The organism is Sphingomonas sp. AC435 (assembly GCF_979253005.1).
The window spans coordinates 314,629-331,606 of the sequence record NZ_CEEDCJ010000003.1; the positions used below are offsets into that span (position 1 = coordinate 314,629).

15 protein-coding genes are annotated in these 16,978 nt (G+C 68.2%); 12 read left to right on the forward strand and 3 right to left on the reverse strand.

The features are described from left to right. Positions 1 to 63: 63 nt before the first annotated feature. The 3 genes from AC0CH8_RS07900 to AC0CH8_RS07910 all read right to left on the reverse strand — a co-directional run bounded on the left by AC0CH8_RS07900 (position 64) and on the right by AC0CH8_RS07910 (position 3,760). Complete coding sequence (locus tag AC0CH8_RS07900) at positions 64 to 1,452, reverse strand: alpha,alpha-trehalose-phosphate synthase (UDP-forming) (protein ID WP_465239405.1); 1,389 nt, start codon at positions 1,450 to 1,452, stop codon at positions 64 to 66. Next, on the reverse strand, positions 1,449 to 2,261 hold the full coding sequence (otsB, locus tag AC0CH8_RS07905; RefSeq protein ID WP_465239406.1) for a trehalose-phosphatase: 813 nt from the start codon (positions 2,259 to 2,261) through the stop codon (positions 1,449 to 1,451). Before otsB ends, AC0CH8_RS07900 begins: the two co-directional genes overlap by 4 nt. Positions 2,262 to 2,404: 143 nt before the next feature. Then, positions 2,405 to 3,760, reverse strand: coding sequence for a helix-turn-helix domain-containing protein (locus AC0CH8_RS07910; RefSeq protein ID WP_465239407.1), 1,356 nt, complete (start codon positions 3,758 to 3,760; stop codon positions 2,405 to 2,407). 111 nt (positions 3,761 to 3,871) lie between these two features. On the opposite strand from AC0CH8_RS07910, the gene AC0CH8_RS07915 reads away from it, so the two are divergent. The 12 genes from AC0CH8_RS07915 (at position 3,872) to AC0CH8_RS07970 (ending at position 16,943) form a co-directional block, all read left to right on the forward strand. Then, positions 3,872 to 5,398: an acyl-CoA carboxylase subunit beta gene (locus AC0CH8_RS07915; protein WP_465239408.1), complete on the forward strand. Its 1,527-nt coding sequence runs from the start codon at positions 3,872 to 3,874 to the stop codon at positions 5,396 to 5,398. A gap of 44 nt (positions 5,399 to 5,442) precedes the next feature. After that, positions 5,443 to 5,730, forward strand: a complete 288-nt coding sequence (locus tag AC0CH8_RS07920) for a hypothetical protein (RefSeq protein ID WP_465239409.1) — start codon at positions 5,443 to 5,445, stop codon at positions 5,728 to 5,730. Further along, positions 5,727 to 5,939 carry a hypothetical protein gene (locus AC0CH8_RS07925; RefSeq protein ID WP_055845833.1) on the forward strand — a complete coding sequence of 71 codons (213 nt, stop codon included), beginning with the start codon at positions 5,727 to 5,729 and terminating at the stop codon, positions 5,937 to 5,939. Before AC0CH8_RS07920 ends, AC0CH8_RS07925 begins: the two co-directional genes overlap by 4 nt. Continuing rightward, positions 5,939 to 6,529, forward strand: coding sequence for a TlpA disulfide reductase family protein (locus AC0CH8_RS07930; protein WP_465239410.1), 591 nt, complete (start codon positions 5,939 to 5,941; stop codon positions 6,527 to 6,529). Before AC0CH8_RS07925 ends, AC0CH8_RS07930 begins: the two co-directional genes overlap by 1 nt. A 23-nt stretch (positions 6,530 to 6,552) precedes the next feature. Then, positions 6,553 to 6,975, forward strand: a complete 423-nt coding sequence (gene mce / locus AC0CH8_RS07935; protein ID WP_465239411.1) for a methylmalonyl-CoA epimerase — start codon at positions 6,553 to 6,555, stop codon at positions 6,973 to 6,975. Beyond that, on the forward strand, positions 6,975 to 7,760 hold the full coding sequence (locus AC0CH8_RS07940) for an enoyl-CoA hydratase-related protein (RefSeq protein WP_465239412.1): 786 nt from the start codon (positions 6,975 to 6,977) through the stop codon (positions 7,758 to 7,760). Before mce ends, AC0CH8_RS07940 begins: the two co-directional genes overlap by 1 nt. Then, on the forward strand, positions 7,761 to 9,980 hold the full coding sequence (gene scpA, locus AC0CH8_RS07945; protein ID WP_465239413.1) for a methylmalonyl-CoA mutase: 2,220 nt from the start codon (positions 7,761 to 7,763) through the stop codon (positions 9,978 to 9,980). A 10-nt stretch (positions 9,981 to 9,990) separates the two neighbouring features. Beyond that, positions 9,991 to 10,794 carry a heme-dependent oxidative N-demethylase family protein gene (locus AC0CH8_RS07950; protein ID WP_465239414.1) on the forward strand — a complete coding sequence of 268 codons (804 nt, stop codon included), beginning with the start codon at positions 9,991 to 9,993 and terminating at the stop codon, positions 10,792 to 10,794. A gap of 42 nt (positions 10,795 to 10,836) precedes the next feature. After that, a complete protein-coding gene (bioB, locus tag AC0CH8_RS07955; protein ID WP_465239591.1) occupies positions 10,837 to 11,826 on the forward strand; it encodes a biotin synthase BioB in 990 nt (329 codons plus the stop codon). Between the two features lie 119 nt (positions 11,827 to 11,945). Continuing rightward, positions 11,946 to 13,967, forward strand: coding sequence for an ATP-binding protein (locus AC0CH8_RS07960; RefSeq protein ID WP_465239415.1), 2,022 nt, complete (start codon positions 11,946 to 11,948; stop codon positions 13,965 to 13,967). A 118-nt stretch (positions 13,968 to 14,085) separates the two neighbouring features. After that, positions 14,086 to 15,558 carry an efflux transporter outer membrane subunit gene (locus tag AC0CH8_RS07965; protein WP_465239416.1) on the forward strand — a complete coding sequence of 491 codons (1,473 nt, stop codon included), beginning with the start codon at positions 14,086 to 14,088 and terminating at the stop codon, positions 15,556 to 15,558. Further along, complete coding sequence (locus AC0CH8_RS07970; RefSeq protein WP_465239417.1) at positions 15,558 to 16,943, forward strand: efflux RND transporter periplasmic adaptor subunit; 1,386 nt, start codon at positions 15,558 to 15,560, stop codon at positions 16,941 to 16,943. The genes AC0CH8_RS07965 and AC0CH8_RS07970 overlap by 1 nt, the downstream gene beginning before the upstream one ends. Positions 16,944 to 16,978 lie beyond the last annotated feature (35 nt).

The window sequence follows — 16,978 nt, forward strand, 5'->3', positions numbered from 1 at the left end:
GACCATGATGAAATATCCGTCATTTGCTTTTGTCGGTGAATGTCGGGGGCAAGCCCGACGGGCTTACGCCATCTCACGTTCCTTGACCGCTTCCAGTGCGTCGAGGAAGCGGGCGCACCACCAGAATACGTCCTGCTCGCGGACGCCGGCGATCAGGGCCTGCCAGCGACGGATGCGTTCCTCGCGGGGCATGGTCAGGGCAGTGACGAGGGCGTCGGCCATCTCCTCCGCGCTGTACGGGTTGACCAGCACCGCGTCCTTCATCTGCTCGGCGGCGCCAGCGAACACCGACAGGACGAGGACGCCGGGGTCCTCCGGGTCCTGTGCGGCGACATATTCCTTGGCGACGAGGTTCATGCCGTCCCGCAGGGGTGTGACCAGCGCGACGCGGGCGGCGCGGAAGATGCCGGCGAGGTCCTGCCGCGGATAGCCGCGGTTGACGTAGCGGATCGGCGTCCAGTCGATATCGGCATATTCGCCGTTGATCCGTCCCGACAGCGCGTCGAGGTCGCCACGAATCTCCTGATAGGTGTCGACTTTTTCGCGGCTGGGTGGGGCGATCTGGAGAAAGCTGGTCAGGCCGCGGCGTTCGGGCTGGCTGGCGAGGAAGCGTTCATAGCCGAGGAAGCGCTGGCGCAGGCCCTTGGAATAGTCGAGCCGGTCGACGCCGACGATCAGGCTGCGGCCGGTGGCGGACATGTACATCCGCTCGCGCGCGAAGCGGGCTTCGTCGGACGTGGCGGCGGCTTCGAACTCGGCGGTGTCGATGCCGATCGGAGCGATGATCGCGCAGATGGTCCGGTCGCCGACCGTCACGCGCGTGCCGTCGACGGTGCCGCCCATCAGGCTGGTGACATAATGGTGGAAACTGTCGAGCCAGTCCTCGGTATGGAAGCCGACCACGTCATAGGCGAACAGCGATTCTACCAGTTTGCGGTGGCTGGGCAGCGCGGTCAGCAGCCGTGTCGGCGGCCACGGCGTGTGCAGGAAGAAGCCGAGCCGGTTGCGCAGCCCGCCCTCGCGCAGCTTCTTGCCGAGCGGGATCAGGTGATAGTCGTGGACCCAGACGAGATCGTCGTCCTCGATCAGCGGCGCGACGGTGTCGGCGAACCGCTGGTTGACGCGCTGGTAGCCGCCCTCGAAATCGCGTTCGAACTCGGTCAGGTCGATACGGTAGTGGAAGAGCGGCCACAGGGTGCGGTTCGCGAAACCGTTGTAATATTCCTCGATATCCTGTTCTTCGAGGTCGATCGTGGCGGTGGTGATGCCCGCGCCCTCGGCATCGTGGATCGTGCCGGTGAACTGTTCGGTCGTCTCCCCCGACCAGCCGAACCAGAGGCCACCATGCTGGCGCAGCGCCGACTGAAGAGCGACGGCAAGGCCGCCCTGATTGCCGCTTTCGCCCTGTTTCGGCACGGCGACGCGGTTGGAGATGACGACGAGGCGGCTCATGCCGCAGGCTCCTTGGCCGAGTCGGCGATTTTGGCGAGCCAGTCGTGGACGGCGGGGACATCGTCCAGTCGGTAGCGCGCCTTCGTGGTGCGGGGCGGATCTACGAGGATGCCCGCGCCGCCGAGTGCCTGCGCCGCGGCGAACCCATCCTCGTCGGTCACGTCGTCGCCCAGGAACCAGGGTTCGGTGCCGGTCATCGCGGCGGAGTCGAGCAAGGTTCTCAACGCGCTACCCTTGTCACCGGGCAGGCGGACCTCGATCATCATCTTGCCGCGACCGGCGTGAAGGCCGTGGCGGGCTGCAACCTCCTCCGCCATCGCGACGGCGGCCTCTTCGCGTGACGGGTCGGCACGGTAGTGGAGCGTGGCACCAAGGCTTTTGGCTTCGAAAATCAGGCCGTTGGCATCGGCATAGGGCTGAAGCTCGGCGACGGCACGTTCGAGAGGGGCTGTGCGGTCGGGCAGGACATGGCCTTCGTCGGGAGTGCGGCGCTCGGCCCCGTGGCTGCCGGCGATGGCGATGCCGGCAAGGTGGTCGCCGAGCATCGCGTCGAGTTGCGCGACCGAACGGCCGCTGACGATCGCGACGCGGCCGGGCATTGCTTCCCCGAGACGTCGGAGCAGGGTGCCGAGCTCAGGGCTGACGGTGACGCCGTCCGGGGTCGCGGCGAGGTCTACGAGGGTGCCGTCGAAGTCGAGGAACAGACTGGTTCGGGCAGGGTCTGGGATCGGGGGTGGTGGCAGGTCCATGTCGGGGTAACCCGCGGCGGGGGGCGGCTGTTCCTGAATGGGACGTTCAGCCTCGCGCACTCCAACTTTCGATCGGCCGCTGCTACTTCATTATCTATCCCCCTATCCGCTCGTGCTGAGCGCCGTCGAGGCACCGTGGCTTGGCGCATGGCCTTCGACTACGCTCAGGCCGAACGGGGGAGGCAGTTAGCCGAAAGGGACCGCTACACGATCCGGTACGGCACGATGCGCCGTGTCTCCGGCTCCACCGCGATGCGGCGGTCGGCCGGGGGAAAGGCACGCTGGTCGCAATCGGGGCGGGGGCAGAGGCGGCAGGAGGTGCCGATCGGCGTCGGTGGCCCGGTGCGGTCGACGGCGTCGGCATAGACGAAATCCGCAGCGTGCACGGCCTCGCACCCCAGCGCGACGGCATAGCGGCGCGGTGCGCGGGTGAAGCGGCCGGATGGTTTCACCAGCCCCTTCGCCATCGTCACGTAGCGGACGCCGTCGGGCGTCTCCGCATGCTGGACGAGGATGCGATCGGGGATCGCGGCGGCTTCGTGGACGATCCACAAGGGACAGGTGCCGCCGAAGCGCGCGAACTGGAGGCGGGTGGCGGAGTGGCGCTTCGTGACGTTGCCGGCCATGTCGACACGACAGAAGTAGAACGGGACCCCCTCCTCCTGCGGGCGCTGAAGCGTGGACAGGCGGTGGCACGCCTGTTCGAAGCTGACGCCGAAGCGGCGGGCGAGGCGGTCGATATCGTGACGCACCTCGCGCGCCGAGGTGCGGAAGCGGGCGTAAGGCATCAGCAGCGCGCCCGCGGCGTAGTTGGCGAGGCCGATCTGGAGCAGGCGGCGCGCCTCCTCGCTCTCCAGTCCAGATGCTTCGATGACCGTGGCGACGATGTCGGGGAACGACAATGCGGCGAGGCGATGCGCGAGCTGGAAGCGGCGGCTTTCGGCGGGCAGCGCGGCGTTGAGGACGAGCGTTCCGTCGCCGCTGCGCGCGGTCGGTGCGTCGGCGTCGCGGTCCGAGCCGATCGTCACATTGTGGCGGGCGAGCGCGGCGAGCAGGGTGGCGTCGCCTTCGATCGCGCCGAGTTCGGCGGCGAGCGCTTCGGCGGCGCGGTCGAGCGGGTCGATATAGTTGCCGGCCTCGTGAAACCAATCGCGCACCGCCTCCCACGGCAGGCGCGCTGCGGTGCCGGTGGTCATCGTCTCCTCCGCCAGCGCGAGGCGTTCCTCGGCGGCGCGGGCGGCCTCGTGGAGGGCGATCAGGCGATCCGCCACCTCCGGGCGTTCCTCGGCCAGACGCGCGCCGGCGTCCGATCCCAGCGCGGCGTTGATCGCGGCGAGGCGGCGGGCGGGCGCCTCACCCTCGATCGCGGCAAGCGCCTGCGGATAATGGCGGGCGAGGACGGCGACGACGCTGGCGGTCAGCGGTCGCTCACCGCTTTCGAGTTGCGACAAGTAGCTGACCGACAGGCCGAGCCGCGTCGCCATCGCGCGCTGGTTAAGGCCGGCGGCGCGGCGCAGCTCGCGGAGTTGCTCGCCGGCGTAGAGGCGGGGTTTCGGCATGGTCGCGCAGTAGTTTACAACCTCTCCGTTCGCAACTTCGCAACTTCACATTTGCGCGAGCAGTGACTCGCAGGCAGGAAGCGCGCTGCCGCGTCTGCGAGAGGAACTGCCATGTCGTCTACCATCGCAATGCTGGAGGCGAAACGCGCGGCGGCGAAGCTGGGCGGCGGAGAGCGTAGGATCGCCGCCCAGCACGCCAAGGGAAAGCTGACCGCGCGCGAGCGGCTGGACGTACTGCTCGACGAGGACAGCTTCGAAGAACTCGACATGTTCGTCGAGCACAACTGCGTCGATTTCGGCATGCAGGACCAGATCGTGCCGGGCGACGGCGTGGTCACCGGATCGGGCACGATCAACGGCAGGCTGGTGTTCGTGTTCAGCCAGGATTTCACCGTGTTCGGCGGATCGCTGTCGGAGCGGCATGCGGCGAAGATCTGCAAGATCATGGACATGGCGCTGAAGGTCGGCGCACCCGTGATCGGCCTGAACGACAGCGGCGGCGCGCGCATCCAGGAGGGCGTGGCGTCGCTCGGCGGTTATGCCGAGGTGTTCCAGCGGAACGTGCTGGCGTCCGGCGTGGTGCCGCAGCTTTCGCTCATCATGGGGCCATGCGCGGGCGGCGCGGTCTATTCGCCGGCGATGACCGACTTCATCTTCATGGTGAAGGATTCGAGCTACATGTTCGTGACCGGCCCCGACGTGGTCAAGACGGTGACGAACGAAGTCGTGACGCAGGAGGCGCTGGGCGGCGCGATCACGCACACGACCAAGACCAGCGTCGCCGACGTGGCGTTCGAGAACGACATCGAGGCGCTGCTGGCGGCGCGCGACTTCATCGACTTCCTGCCGCTGTCGAACCGCGAACCGGTGCCGGAGCGTCCGACCGCCGATGCGTGGGACCGGGTCGAGGATAGTCTCGACACGCTGATCCCGGCGTCAGCGAATCAGCCGTACGACATGCACGAGCTGATCCGGAAGACGGTCGACGAGGGCGATTTCTTCGAGATTCAGCCCGCTCACGCTGGCAACATCCTGTGCGGTTTCGGCCGGATCGAGGGGCGGACGATCGGCATCGTCGCGAACCAGCCGATGGTGCTGGCGGGGGTGCTGGACATCAATTCGTCGAAGAAGGCGGCGCGCTTCGTGCGGTTCTGCGACGCGTTCGAGATTCCGATCGTGACGTTCGTCGACGTGCCCGGCTTCCTGCCGGGTACGGCGCAGGAGCATAACGGGATCATCAAGCACGGCGCGAAGCTGCTGTTCGCCTATGCCGAGGCGACCGTGCCGAAGATCACCGTCATCACGCGCAAGGCGTATGGCGGCGCGTACGACGTGATGGCGTCCAAGCATCTGCGCGGCGACCTGAACTATGCGTGGCCAACCGCGGAGATCGCGGTGATGGGCGCGAAGGGCGCGGTCGAGATCATCTTCCGCGGCAAGACGCCGGACGAGATCGCCGAACGGACGGCGGAGTACGAGGCGCGCTTCGCCAACCCGTTCGTGGCGGCGGCGAAGGGCTTCATCGACGAGGTGATCCAGCCGCACTCGACGCGCCGCCGGATTGCGCTGGGTTTGCGCAAGCTGCGGGGCAAGCAGTTGGAGAACCCGTGGAAGAAGCATGACAACATTCCGTTGTGAGCAATACTCCTGAACATTGTAAGGTCATGTGAAGGAGTGCCGACATGCAGACCGAACGCGTGACGTTTCTGACCACCCCGGATCACAAGGCGGCGCTGGATGCCTTCGCTGCCAGCAACGGCAAGTCGGTCGGCCATGTCGTCCGCGAGGCATCGGCACGCTACATCGCCGAGGCGGTTACGGACGATCAGGAGCAGCTGGGCCTCCTGGTGCGGGAAGTCGAAGAGGCTGTACCGAAGATGCGCGCCGACATCCGTGAGGCGATCGACGCCATCGAGCAGGCTAACCGCCGGGTCGATGCCGTGCTCGCTCGCGAGGTTCCGCGACCGTGAGCGGTTTCGGCGATGCGCTGCAAGCTCTGCGCACGGTCCTGATGATGCAGGAGGATATCCGGCAGTTGAAGGAGAGCGTGAAGAGCCAGTCCGACTCCTTTGCTCGTCTGGCCGAAGCGCACGGCGAACTCCGCGACCGCGTCAGCCGGTTGGAAGGCGTGATCGAAGGCGCGGCGATGGCGTCACGTCAGCGGCGGATCGAAGAGTGATGGCGGAGGATCTTTCGACTGCCGCTACTCCGACCTACGCGAGAACGTGGAAGTTTTGGAAGCGGCTCTGGATAGGCTTCGCGGTGCTGCTGCTAGCTGCTTGTGTTGTGCTGTTCGTTGCGGCGCGCACATTCGACAGCGAGCCTCTGCCTCCTAGCTTGGCGTCGAGCGTTACGCTGCCGATAATCATGCCAGATGGGCGACGCGCTCAGTTGCGCGATATCGTTCGTAGTGGACGACCGACCATCATTAATCTTTGGGCAAGTTGGTGCGGCCCCTGTCGTCAAGAGGCGCCCGATCTTAAGCGGCTCAGACAGGCAGTTGGCCCCGAGGAGATCAACTTCATCGCGCTGAACGTTCGGGACGATCACGCAAAGCCAGAGGATCGCGCCGATTTTCTTCAGGCCGCGGGATCGGGCCCCGCCGATTACGCCGTGATGGCAGAAGCGCTGATCGGCAAGCTGACCGGGCGGTCCGACAATCTGATACCGCGCACCCTCGTATACGACAGGGCAGGACAACCGCTTGCGACGATCACGGGATACAAACCGCTTGCGCTGGCGCGGGTCGCCGCGTTGATTCAGGAGTGACCGCGCGTGGTTGGTAACGATCGATGACCCTAGGTCGCCTGAACCATGTCGGCGTTGCGACGTCATCGATCGAGGCGTCGGTGGAGACGTATCGCAACCTGCTCGGCGCGACCGTCATTGGCGAGCCGTTCGATCTGCCGGAGCAGGGCGTGCGGGTGTGTTTCGTCGATGCGCCGAACACGCAGGTCGAGTTAATCCAGCCGCTGGACGAGGCGTCGCCGATCGCGGGGTTTCTCAAGAAAAATCCTGCCGGGGGACAGCATCATCTGTGTTTCGAGGTGCCGGACATCCATGTCGCGGTCGCGGACATGATAGCGAAAGGCGCGCGGGTGCTGGGGGCGCCGCGGATCGGGGCGCACGGGACGCCGATCGTGTTCGTGCATCCGCGCGACTTTGGCGGACTGTTGATCGAATTGATGGAAACGCCGCGGGACGGGAGCCACTGATGGCCGGGTACGAGCATATCCTGAGCGAGCGGCGCGGCGACGTGCTGGTCGTGACGCTGAACCGGCCGGAGCGGTTGAACGCCGCACCGCCGGCGATGTTCGACGACCTGCGCGCGGCGCTGGGTGATCTCGGCGGCGCGCGGGCGGTTCTGATCGCGGGGGCGGGACGGGCGTTCTGCTCGGGTGCGGATGTTGCGGGCGGGGCGCTGGGCGCGGACGATCCCGGCAACGCGACATTTGCGGCGCTGACGGAGCATTACAATCCGGGGATGCTCGCGGTGGCCGAACTGGGCGTGCCGGTGGTCAGTGCGGTGCGCGGGCCGGCGGCGGGGATCGGGTGTTCGCTGGCATTGGCGGCGGATTTCTGCGTTGCGAGCGAAAGCGCGTATTTCCTTCAGGCGTTCGTCAATATCGGGCTGGTGCCGGATGGTGGCGCGTCGTGGATGCTGCCGCGGCTGATCGGGCGGGCAAGGGCGGCCGAGATGATGATGCTGGGTGAGAAGATCCCGGCGGCGAAGGCGCTCGACTGGGGCATGATCCACCGGGTGGTCGCGGACGACGCGCTGGACGCGGAGGCGTTCGCGCTGGCGGCGCGGCTGGCGGCGGGGCCCACGGTGGCGCTGGGCCTGATGCGGCGTGGCCTGGCGGCGGCGCTGGAGAGCGATTACGCGGCGGCGATGCTGGCGGAGGCGGAGAACCAGCGCGCCGCACGCGGGTCCGCGGATTCGATGGAGGGCGGGCGAGCCTTTCTCGAAAAGCGCAAGCCGGTGTTCAAGGGCGAGTAGATGGCCGAGATCGAGACCAATATCGGTGAGGATGCCGGTGCCGCACCGCCACCGCCTGCGCAGCCCGAACCGGTGGTGCAGCCGACGCTGACCGACTGGAACGCCGCCGCCGCGAAGGAGGTGAAGGGCCGCGACCTGACGTGGCGCACGCCGGAGGGGATCGACGTCAAGCCGCTCTACACCGCGGCGGACGTGACGCCGGAGAAGGTGGGCGATCCCGGCCTGCCCGGCTTCGCACCGTTCACGCGGGGGGTGCGCGCGTCGATGTATGCGGGGCGACCGTGGACGATCCGGCAATATGCGGGCTTCTCCACCGCGGAGGCGTCGAACGCCTTTTATCGCCGCAATCTGGCGGCTGGGCAGAAGGGGCTGTCCGTCGCGTTCGATCTGGCGACGCACCGCGGTTACGACAGCGACCATCCGCGCGTGACGGGCGATGTCGGCAAGGCGGGCGTGGCGATCGACAGCGTCGAGGACATGAAGATCCTGTTCGACGGCATCCCGCTCGACCAGATGTCGGTCAGCATGACGATGAACGGCGCGGTGATCCCGATCCTGGCATTCTTCATCGTCGCGGGCGAGGAACAGGGCGTCGACCGCAAGCTGCTCGACGGGACCATCCAGAACGACATCCTGAAGGAGTTCATGGTCCGCAATACGTACATCTATCCGCCCGAACCGAGCATGCGGATCATCGCGGACATCATCGCCTACACATCCGCCGAGATGCCGAAGTTCAACAGCATCTCGATCAGCGGCTATCACATGCAGGAAGCCGGCGCGACGCAGGTGCAGGAGCTGGCCTTCACGATCGCCGACGGTCGCGAATATGCGCGCGCGGCGATGGCGGCGGGGCTGGACATCGACAAGTTCGCCGGTCGCCTGTCGTTCTTCTTCGCGATCGGCATGAACTTTTTCATGGAAGTCGCCAAGCTGCGCGCGGCGCGGACGTTGTGGCACCGGGTGATGACCGAACTGGGCGCCAGGGACGAACGGTCGAAGATGCTGCGTACGCATTGCCAGACGAGCGGCGTGTCGTTGCAGGAGCAGGACCCGTACAACAACGTCATCCGCACCACGATCGAGGCGATGGCGGCGATGCTGGGCGGGACGCAGTCGCTCCACACCAACGCGCTGGACGAGGCGATCGCGCTGCCGACCGACTTTTCCGCCCGGATCGCGCGCAACACGCAGATCGTGATCCAGGAAGAAACCGGGATGACCAAGGTCGTCGATCCGCTCGGCGGCAGTTACTATGTCGAGGCGCTGACGCAGGAACTGGTCGACAAGGCGTGGGCGATCATCGAGCGCGTCGAGGCGGAGGGCGGCATGGCCGCCGCCGTCGCCAAAGGCTGGCCCAAGGCGATGATCGAGGAAGCCGCGACGGCGCGGCAGGCGCGGGTCGATCGCGGCGAGGACGTGATCGTCGGCGTCAACAAATACCGGCTGAAGGACGAGGACCCGATCGACATCCTCGATGTCGACAACGTCGCGGTGCGGGAGTCGCAGGTCGCGCGACTGGCGAGCGTGCGGGCATCGCGGGACGAGGCGGCGTGCGCGGCGGCGTTGAGCGCGTTGCGCGACGGGGCGGCGGGTAGCGCCAATCTGCTGGCGCTGGCGGTCGAGGCGGCGCGGGCACGGGCGACGCTGGGAGAGATCTCGGCGGCGATGGAAGTGGCGTTCGGGCGGTACGGGACTCAGCCGACGCCGGTCAGCGGCATCTATGGCGGCGCGTATGGCGACGACGTGCGCTGGACGCGGCTGACGGACGGGGTCGAGGCGACGGAGCGGCGGCTGGGGCGCAAGCCGCGGATGCTGGTGGCGAAGATGGGGCAGGACGGGCACGACCGCGGGGCGAATCTCGTCTCGTCGATGTTCGCCGATCTGGGGTTCGAGATCGTGCCGGGGCCGCTGTTCCAGACTCCGCAGGAGGCCGCGGTGCTGGCGCTGGAAAAGGATGTCGACGTGGTCGGCGCGTCCTCGCTGGCGGCGGGGCACAAGACGCTGATCCCGGAACTGATCGGGCATCTGCGCGAGGCGGGGCGGGCCGATATCAAGGTCATCGCCGGCGGGGTGATCCCGGCGCAGGATTACCAGACTTTGCGCGACGCCGGGGTGCAGGCGATCTTCGGGCCGGGCACGAACCTGATCGCGGCGGCGGAGGAGGTGTTGCGCCTGCTGGGCCACAACATGCCGCCTGCCGAGGCGGATGCGGCGTGAGCGGACGCGGGTGACGCTGGGTTTTACCGTCGATGCGCTGGTGCGTGCGGGCCGTGGCGGCGGGGCGCTGCGCATGGGCCTGTCGCGCGTGCCGGCGGAGGCCTGGCTGTGGCCGGAGTTCGACCGCGCGGCGCGGCTGGAGGGGCTGGGCCTTCCGGGTGCGGTGCAGTCGCTGCCCGGATCGGCCTCGGCGCAGGCGGAGGTGGCCGCGCTGGTCGAGATCGGTGGCGACCTGCGCGACGCCGCGGCGGTGACGTGGGAGGATCTCTGCGTTCTGGAGCGTGACGGGGAGGGGCGCTTCGTTCTGACCGCCGGCGCGGTGGCGTTTCCAACCGACTGGCGGCTGGCCGACAAGATCGGGCTGCCGGTCGGGGCGATCCATGCGCCGATCCACGGCTATGCGGAGCAATTGTCGGCGGGGGTGGATCACTTCCTCGACACGCTGACGCCGGGGGCGGTGTTCGGCCGCGCCAATTGGTTCGTGGTGGCGAGCGACGCGTTGCGGTACTTGCCCGAGGATGACGCGGCCGAGCGTTTCGCCCACGTGATCGCCGACAATGCCGGCGAGACGCTGTTCGTGCGGTGCGAGCGGCAGACGCTGCGCAAGCTGCCGCAGACGGGCGCGGTGCTGTTCACGATCGGCATCGCGGTTGCGCGGCTGGACGCGGTGGAGCCCGCGACGCTGGCGCGCGTCGCCGCCGGAATCGCCGCGCAGCCCGCCGGCGAACAGGGCCGCAAGGCCGCACCGTTTTACGCGAGCGCGCTGGCGGACTATGCCGCGCGACGTTCCAACGATCGACTGGAGGCCGCCTGAGTGACTGTTTTGACTGCTGAGCGCCGGGATGCGGTGGCGCCGATGCTGCGCACCGACTGGACCCGCGCGGAGATCGCCGGCCTGTTCGACCTGCCGTTCGACGAACTGATGTTCCGCGCGCAGACGGTGCACCGCGCGCATCACGCGGCGGGCGAGGTGCAGCTTTGCACGTTGCTGTCGATCAAGACCGGCGGCTGTCCGGAGGATTGCGGATACTGTTCGCAATCCGCCAGCGCCGACAGCGGCCTGAAGGCGGAGAAGCTGATGGATGTCGACGCCGTGCTGGCCAGCGCGGCGGAGGCGAAGGCGGCGGGGTCGCAGCGTTTCTGCATGGGCGCGGCGTGGCGTAACCCCAAGGACCGCGACATGGACGCGATCGTGCGGATGGTCGAGGGCGTGCGCGACATGGGGCTGGAGACCTGCATGACGCTGGGGATGCTGGAGCCGGCGCAGGCGCAGCGCCTGGCCAATGCGGGCCTGGATTACTACAACCACAATATCGACACCTCGCCGGAGAATTACGGCAACGTCATCACCACGCGCACCTTTCAGGACCGGCTGGATACGCTGGCGAACGTGCGCGAGGCGGGGATATCCGTCTGCTGCGGCGGGATCGTCGGGATGGGCGAGACGCGGCAGGACCGCGTCGGTTTCGTCCACGCGCTGGCGACGTTGCCGCGCCACCCCGAAAGCGTGCCGGTCAATGCGCTGGTACCGGTGAGGGGGACGCCGCTGGGCGACATGCTGGCGGGTACCCCGATGGCGAAGATCGACGATATCGAGTTCGTGCGGACGGTGGCGGTGGCGCGGATCGCGATGCCGCTGTCGATGGTACGGCTGTCGGCGGGGCGGGAGTCGATGTCGGAGGCGACGCAGGCCTTGTGCTTCATGGCCGGCGCGAACTCGATCTTCACGGGCGACAAGCTGCTGACGACGGGCAATGCCGGCGACGGCGCGGACGCCGCGCTGTTCGCGAAGCTGGGCCTGACGCCGATGGCGGGCGCGGAGCCGATGCGGGTGGCGGCGGAATAGCTCCCCTCCCGCTGGGCGGGAGGGGCCGGGGGAGGGGCTCTCCTCCTCGACAACCAATGTCATTCCGCTGCGGACAGGCCCTCCCCCGGCCCCTCCCGCAAGCGGGAGGGGAGAAGAGGATGTTCAAGAAAATCCTGGTCGCCAATCGCGGCGAGATCGCGTGTCGGGTGATGCGGACCGCCAAGCGGATGGGGATCGCGACGGTCGCGGTCTATTCCGATGCGGATGCGCGCAGTCCGCATGTCCTGCTCGCGGACGAGTCCGTGCGGCTGGGGCCGGCACCGGCGGCGGAGAGCTATCTGAAGGCGGAGCTGATCCTGCTCGCGGCGAAGGAGACGGGCGCGGACTGCATCCACCCCGGCTACGGCTTCCTGAGCGAGCGGGAGAGTTTCGCACGGGCGTGCGCGGAGGCGGGGATCGCGTTCGTCGGGCCGCCGCCGAACGCGATCGCTGCGATGGGCGACAAGATCGAGTCCAAGAAGCTGGCGAAGGCGGCGGGCGTCAACGTCGTGCCGGGCTTTCTGGGCGAGATCGCGGACACGGACGAGGCGGTGCGGATCGCATCCGACATCGGCTATCCGGTGATGATGAAGGCTTCCGCCGGCGGCGGCGGCAAGGGCATGCGGCTGGCGTACGGCGAGCAGGACGTGCGCGAGGGATTCGAGGCGACCAAGCGCGAGGGGCTGGCGAGTTTCGGCGACGACCGCGTCTTCATCGAGAAGTTCATCGAGTCCCCGCGGCATATCGAGATTCAGGTGCTGGGCGACCAGCATGGCAACATCGTCTATCTCGGCGAGCGCGAATGTTCGATCCAGCGGCGGCACCAGAAGGTGGTCGAGGAAGCGCCGTCGCCTTTCGTCACGCCCGACATGCGCCGCGCGATGGGCGAGCAGGCGGTCGCGCTGGCGCGGGCGGTCGGCTATTATTCGGCCGGTACCGTGGAGCTGATCGTGTCGGGTGCGGATACGACCGGGCAGGGTTTCTACTTCCTGGAAATGAACACCCGGTTGCAGGTCGAGCATCCGGTGACGGAGGCGATCACCGGACTGGATCTGGTCGAACAGATGATCCGTGTTGCTGCGGGCGAGCCACTGGCGTTCGGGCAGCCCGACGTGCGGCTGGACGGCTGGGCGATCGAGAACCGCGTGTACGCCGAGGACCCGTATCGCGGGTTCCTGCCGAGCATCGGACGACTGGTGCGTTATGCGCCGCCGGAGTCGTCGGCCGCGCCCTATTCGTCCGGGGAGCGTGATGACCGCACGCCTTACGTCCGCGTCGACGACGGCGTGGTCGAGGGCGGCGAGGTCAGCATGTTCTACGACCCGATGATCGCCAAGCTCATCACCTGGGCGCCGACGCGCGAGGAGGCGATCGATACGCAAGTCGCGGCGCTGGATGCGTTCGAGATCGAGGGACCGGGGACGAACCTCGATTTCCTCTCGGCGCTGATGCAGCACCCGCGCTTTCGCTCGGGCGCGATCACGACGGGGTTCATCGCGGAGGAATATCCGGACGGCTTCCACGGCGCCCCGGCGTCGGCGGAACTGTTGCGTACGCTGGCGGCCGTGGCGGCCTTCGCGGGGACGGCGCACGCGGATCGCGCGCGCCGGATCGACGGGCAACTCGGTCGCACGCTGCGCCCGCCGGCCGACTGGACGGTGCGGATCGGCGGTGTCGACCACATCGTCGCGGTGTCGACGGACGGCATTCTCGTGGACGGTGAAGAACTCGATCTGGCGATGGAATATACGCCCGGCGACCGGATCGTGGAGGTCGAGGCCGACGACGTGCCGCTGACGGTGAAGCTGGAGCCGGTGCGCAGCGGTTTCCGCCTGTCGACGCGCGGCGCGAGCCATGTCGCCCGCGTGCTGCCGGCCCGCATGGGGGCCTATGCCGAGCACCTGATCGAGAAGGTGCCGCCCGACCTGTCGCGCTTCCTGCTCGCGCCGATGCCGGGGTTGCTGGTGCGGCTCGACGTGGCGGAGGGCGACCGTGTGGAGGCGGGTCAGCCGCTGGCGGTGGTCGAGGCGATGAAGATGGAGAACATCCTGCGCGCCGGGAAGTCGGGCGTGGTCAAGACGGTGGAGGCGAAAGCGGGCGAGAGCCTGGCCGTGGATCAGGTGATTTTGGAACTGGAGTAGGGCGACGGATCGATCCTCCCCTGCACGGGGAGGATCGGAGTGGGAGCGGGGAAGTCCCGCGACAAACTGCGACACAAAAGCGCTGGACGCTCCGCCGCCCTCCCGCCATCCATCGTGCATGGTCCGTGCCCGCGTCCTTTTGCTATCCGCCGCGACGCTCAGCGCGTGTAGCGTCGGTCCCGATTACCGTCCCCGCACGCCTACCGAGCTCGGCGTGCCGGAGGCGTATTCGGTGCCGGGCGCGCCGACGCGCGAGGATCTGACGCGGTGGTGGAACCGGTTCGACGATCCCGTGCTCGGCCGGCTGGTCGAGCAGGCCGCCGCCAACAACACCGATGTCGCACAGGCGATCGCGCGGTTGCGGCAGGCGCGGGAGTCGCTGGTGCAGAGCCGGGGCAGCCTGTTGCCGACGGTGTCAGGTTCCACCGGCTACCAGCGCAACGAGAATCTGCGCGGCGGCGGACGGTCCTTCACGCTGCCGGACGGGACGGTCGTCGACACCGGCGGCGGCGGCACCAACAATTTTTCGGTGGGGTTGTCGGCGAGCTGGCAGGTCGGGATCTTCGGCGAACTGCGTCGCACCGTCGAGGCGACGCGGGCGCAGTATGAGTCCGCCGGGTACGATTATGCCGGCGTGATCCAGACGGTGCAGAGCGAGACGGCGCGCAATTATGTGCTGGCACGCGCGTATCAGGCGCAGATTGCCAATGCGCGCGCGTCGCTGACGTTGCAGGACGACAATCTGGAGATTGCCGGGTTCCGCGTGCAGGCGGGCCTCGTGTCGTCGCTGGATGCCGAGCAGGCGCGGGTGCAGCGGGCGCAGACTGCCGCGACAATCCCTTCTCTGGAGCAGCAGTACAACGCCGCGGTATCGCGGCTGGGCGTGCTGACGGGGCAGGCACCGGGCGCGCTGAAGGGCGAACTGGTGGCGGCGAAGCCGATCCCTACCGGCCCCGCATCGGTCGGCATCGGTATTCCCGCGGACACGCTGCGCCAGCGGCCCGACGTGCGATCGGCGGAACGGGCGCTGGCGGCGGCGACGGCGCAGATCGGGGTGGCGAAAGCGCGGCTATACCCGGCGCTGGCGATCACCGGCAACATCAACACCAACGCGACCTCGATCGGCAATATCGGCGACGCGATCACCGGCGGGCTGTTCGCGGGGCTGACGCAGGCGATCTTCAACGGCGGCCGGCTGCGCAGTCAGGTGCGCGGGCAGGAGGCGATCGCCGAGGCCGCGCTGGCGTCGTACAAGGGCACGGTCCTACTGGCGCTGGAGGATGTCGAGAACGCGATCGTTGCGCTGACCACGGCGCAGGCTCGTGAGCGGGAGTTCGCCATCGCGCTCGATGCGGCCAACAATTCGGCGATCCTCAGCCGCAGCCAGTACCGCTCCGGCCTGACCGACTTCACCACGCTCAACCAGCAGGAGGCGGCCTTGTTGTCCGCCCGCAACGGCTTGACGCAAGCGCGGTCGGATGCCGCGACGGCGCTGGTCGCTTTGTACGTCGCACTCGGCGGTGGCTGGGACGCGAACACCATACCGGACGTCGACACCGTCCGCGCCGCTAACGTGACGGAACCCCGCTGATGGCCGACCCGAACACCGACGAATTCCTGGGCGTGAAGCCCGTGCCGGCGTGGCGGCGCTATGTGAAATGGGTGTTCGTCGCGATCGGCGTCGTGTTGCTCGGGCTGCTGCTGTCGAAGTGCTTTGGCGGGTCGGACAAGGTTGAATATTCGACCGCACCGGTGGCGCGCGGCGACCTGACGGTCAGCGTGTCGGCGACGGGCAAGCTGGCCCCGACCAATCAGGTCACGGTCGGGTCGCAGCTGTCGGGCCTCGTCACGCGCGTTGTGGTGGACGTGAACGACCGGGTCACGGCGGGGCAGGCGCTGGCGCTGATCGATCCCGAACAGATCGACGACCAGATCCGCGCCGCGCAGGCGACGCTTGCCGCCAATCAGGCGGGCGTGGCGCAGGCGCAGGCGACTGTCGCGGAGGCGAACGCGCAGCTTCGCCGCCTTGAGGAAGTGTACAAGCTGTCGAATGGCCGCGTGCCTTCCGCCACCGAACTCCAAACGGGGCGCGCCAATGCGCAGCGCGCCGTTGCAGGCCTGAGGACGGCGCAGGCGAACGTCGCCGCCGCCCGTGCCCAGCTGGCGCAGTCGCAGACGCAGCGATCGCGCGCGATCATCCGCAGTCCCGTATCGGGCGTGGTGCTCGCGCGGCAGGTCGATCCCGGCCAGACCGTCGCGGCGTCGTTCAACACGCCGACCCTGTTCGTGATCGCCGAAGACCTGACCAAGATGAAGCTGGAGGTCGCGATCGACGAGGCGGACGTGGGTGAGGTGGAGCTGGGCCAGAAGGCGAACTTCACCGTCGATGCGTTCCCCGGCCGGACCTTTCCGGCGGTCATCACCCGCGTCGATCTCGGCTCGAACCTGACCGTCAGCGCGGCGACCGCGTCGACATCGACCGCTGGGACGACGGCGACGACAGGACAGGTGGTCAGCTACGCCGCCGACCTGACCGTGGCGAACCCGGACGGCATATTGCGGCCGGGCATGACGGCGACGGCGGACATCACCACGTCGGCCAAGGACAACGCGCTGCTGGTGCCGAACGCCGCGCTGCGGTTCAAGCCCGCGGCGGCGGGTGCGGCTGGCGGGCAGGGCGGCATCGCCGGGTCGCTGACTTTCCGCCCCCGTCGCGACCGGCCGGAGCGCACCGCGAAGCTCGGCCGTGGTGCGCAGCAGACGGTGTACGTGAAGGGTGCGGACGGTACTCCGCAGGCGGTGCAGATCACCACCGGCGATACCAACGGCACCGTCACCGAAGTCCTGTCGGGCAATCTGAAGCCGGGGCAGGAGGTCATCACCGGCCAGTTGGCGGCAGGCGACGGCTCCGCGCCGGCAAGCGGTGCGCGACGCAGCGGCGGACAGCGGCGTCAGGGGGGCGGGGGTGGCCAGTAATCCTGCTCCCGTTCCTGGCGCGACCGCGGCGCCGC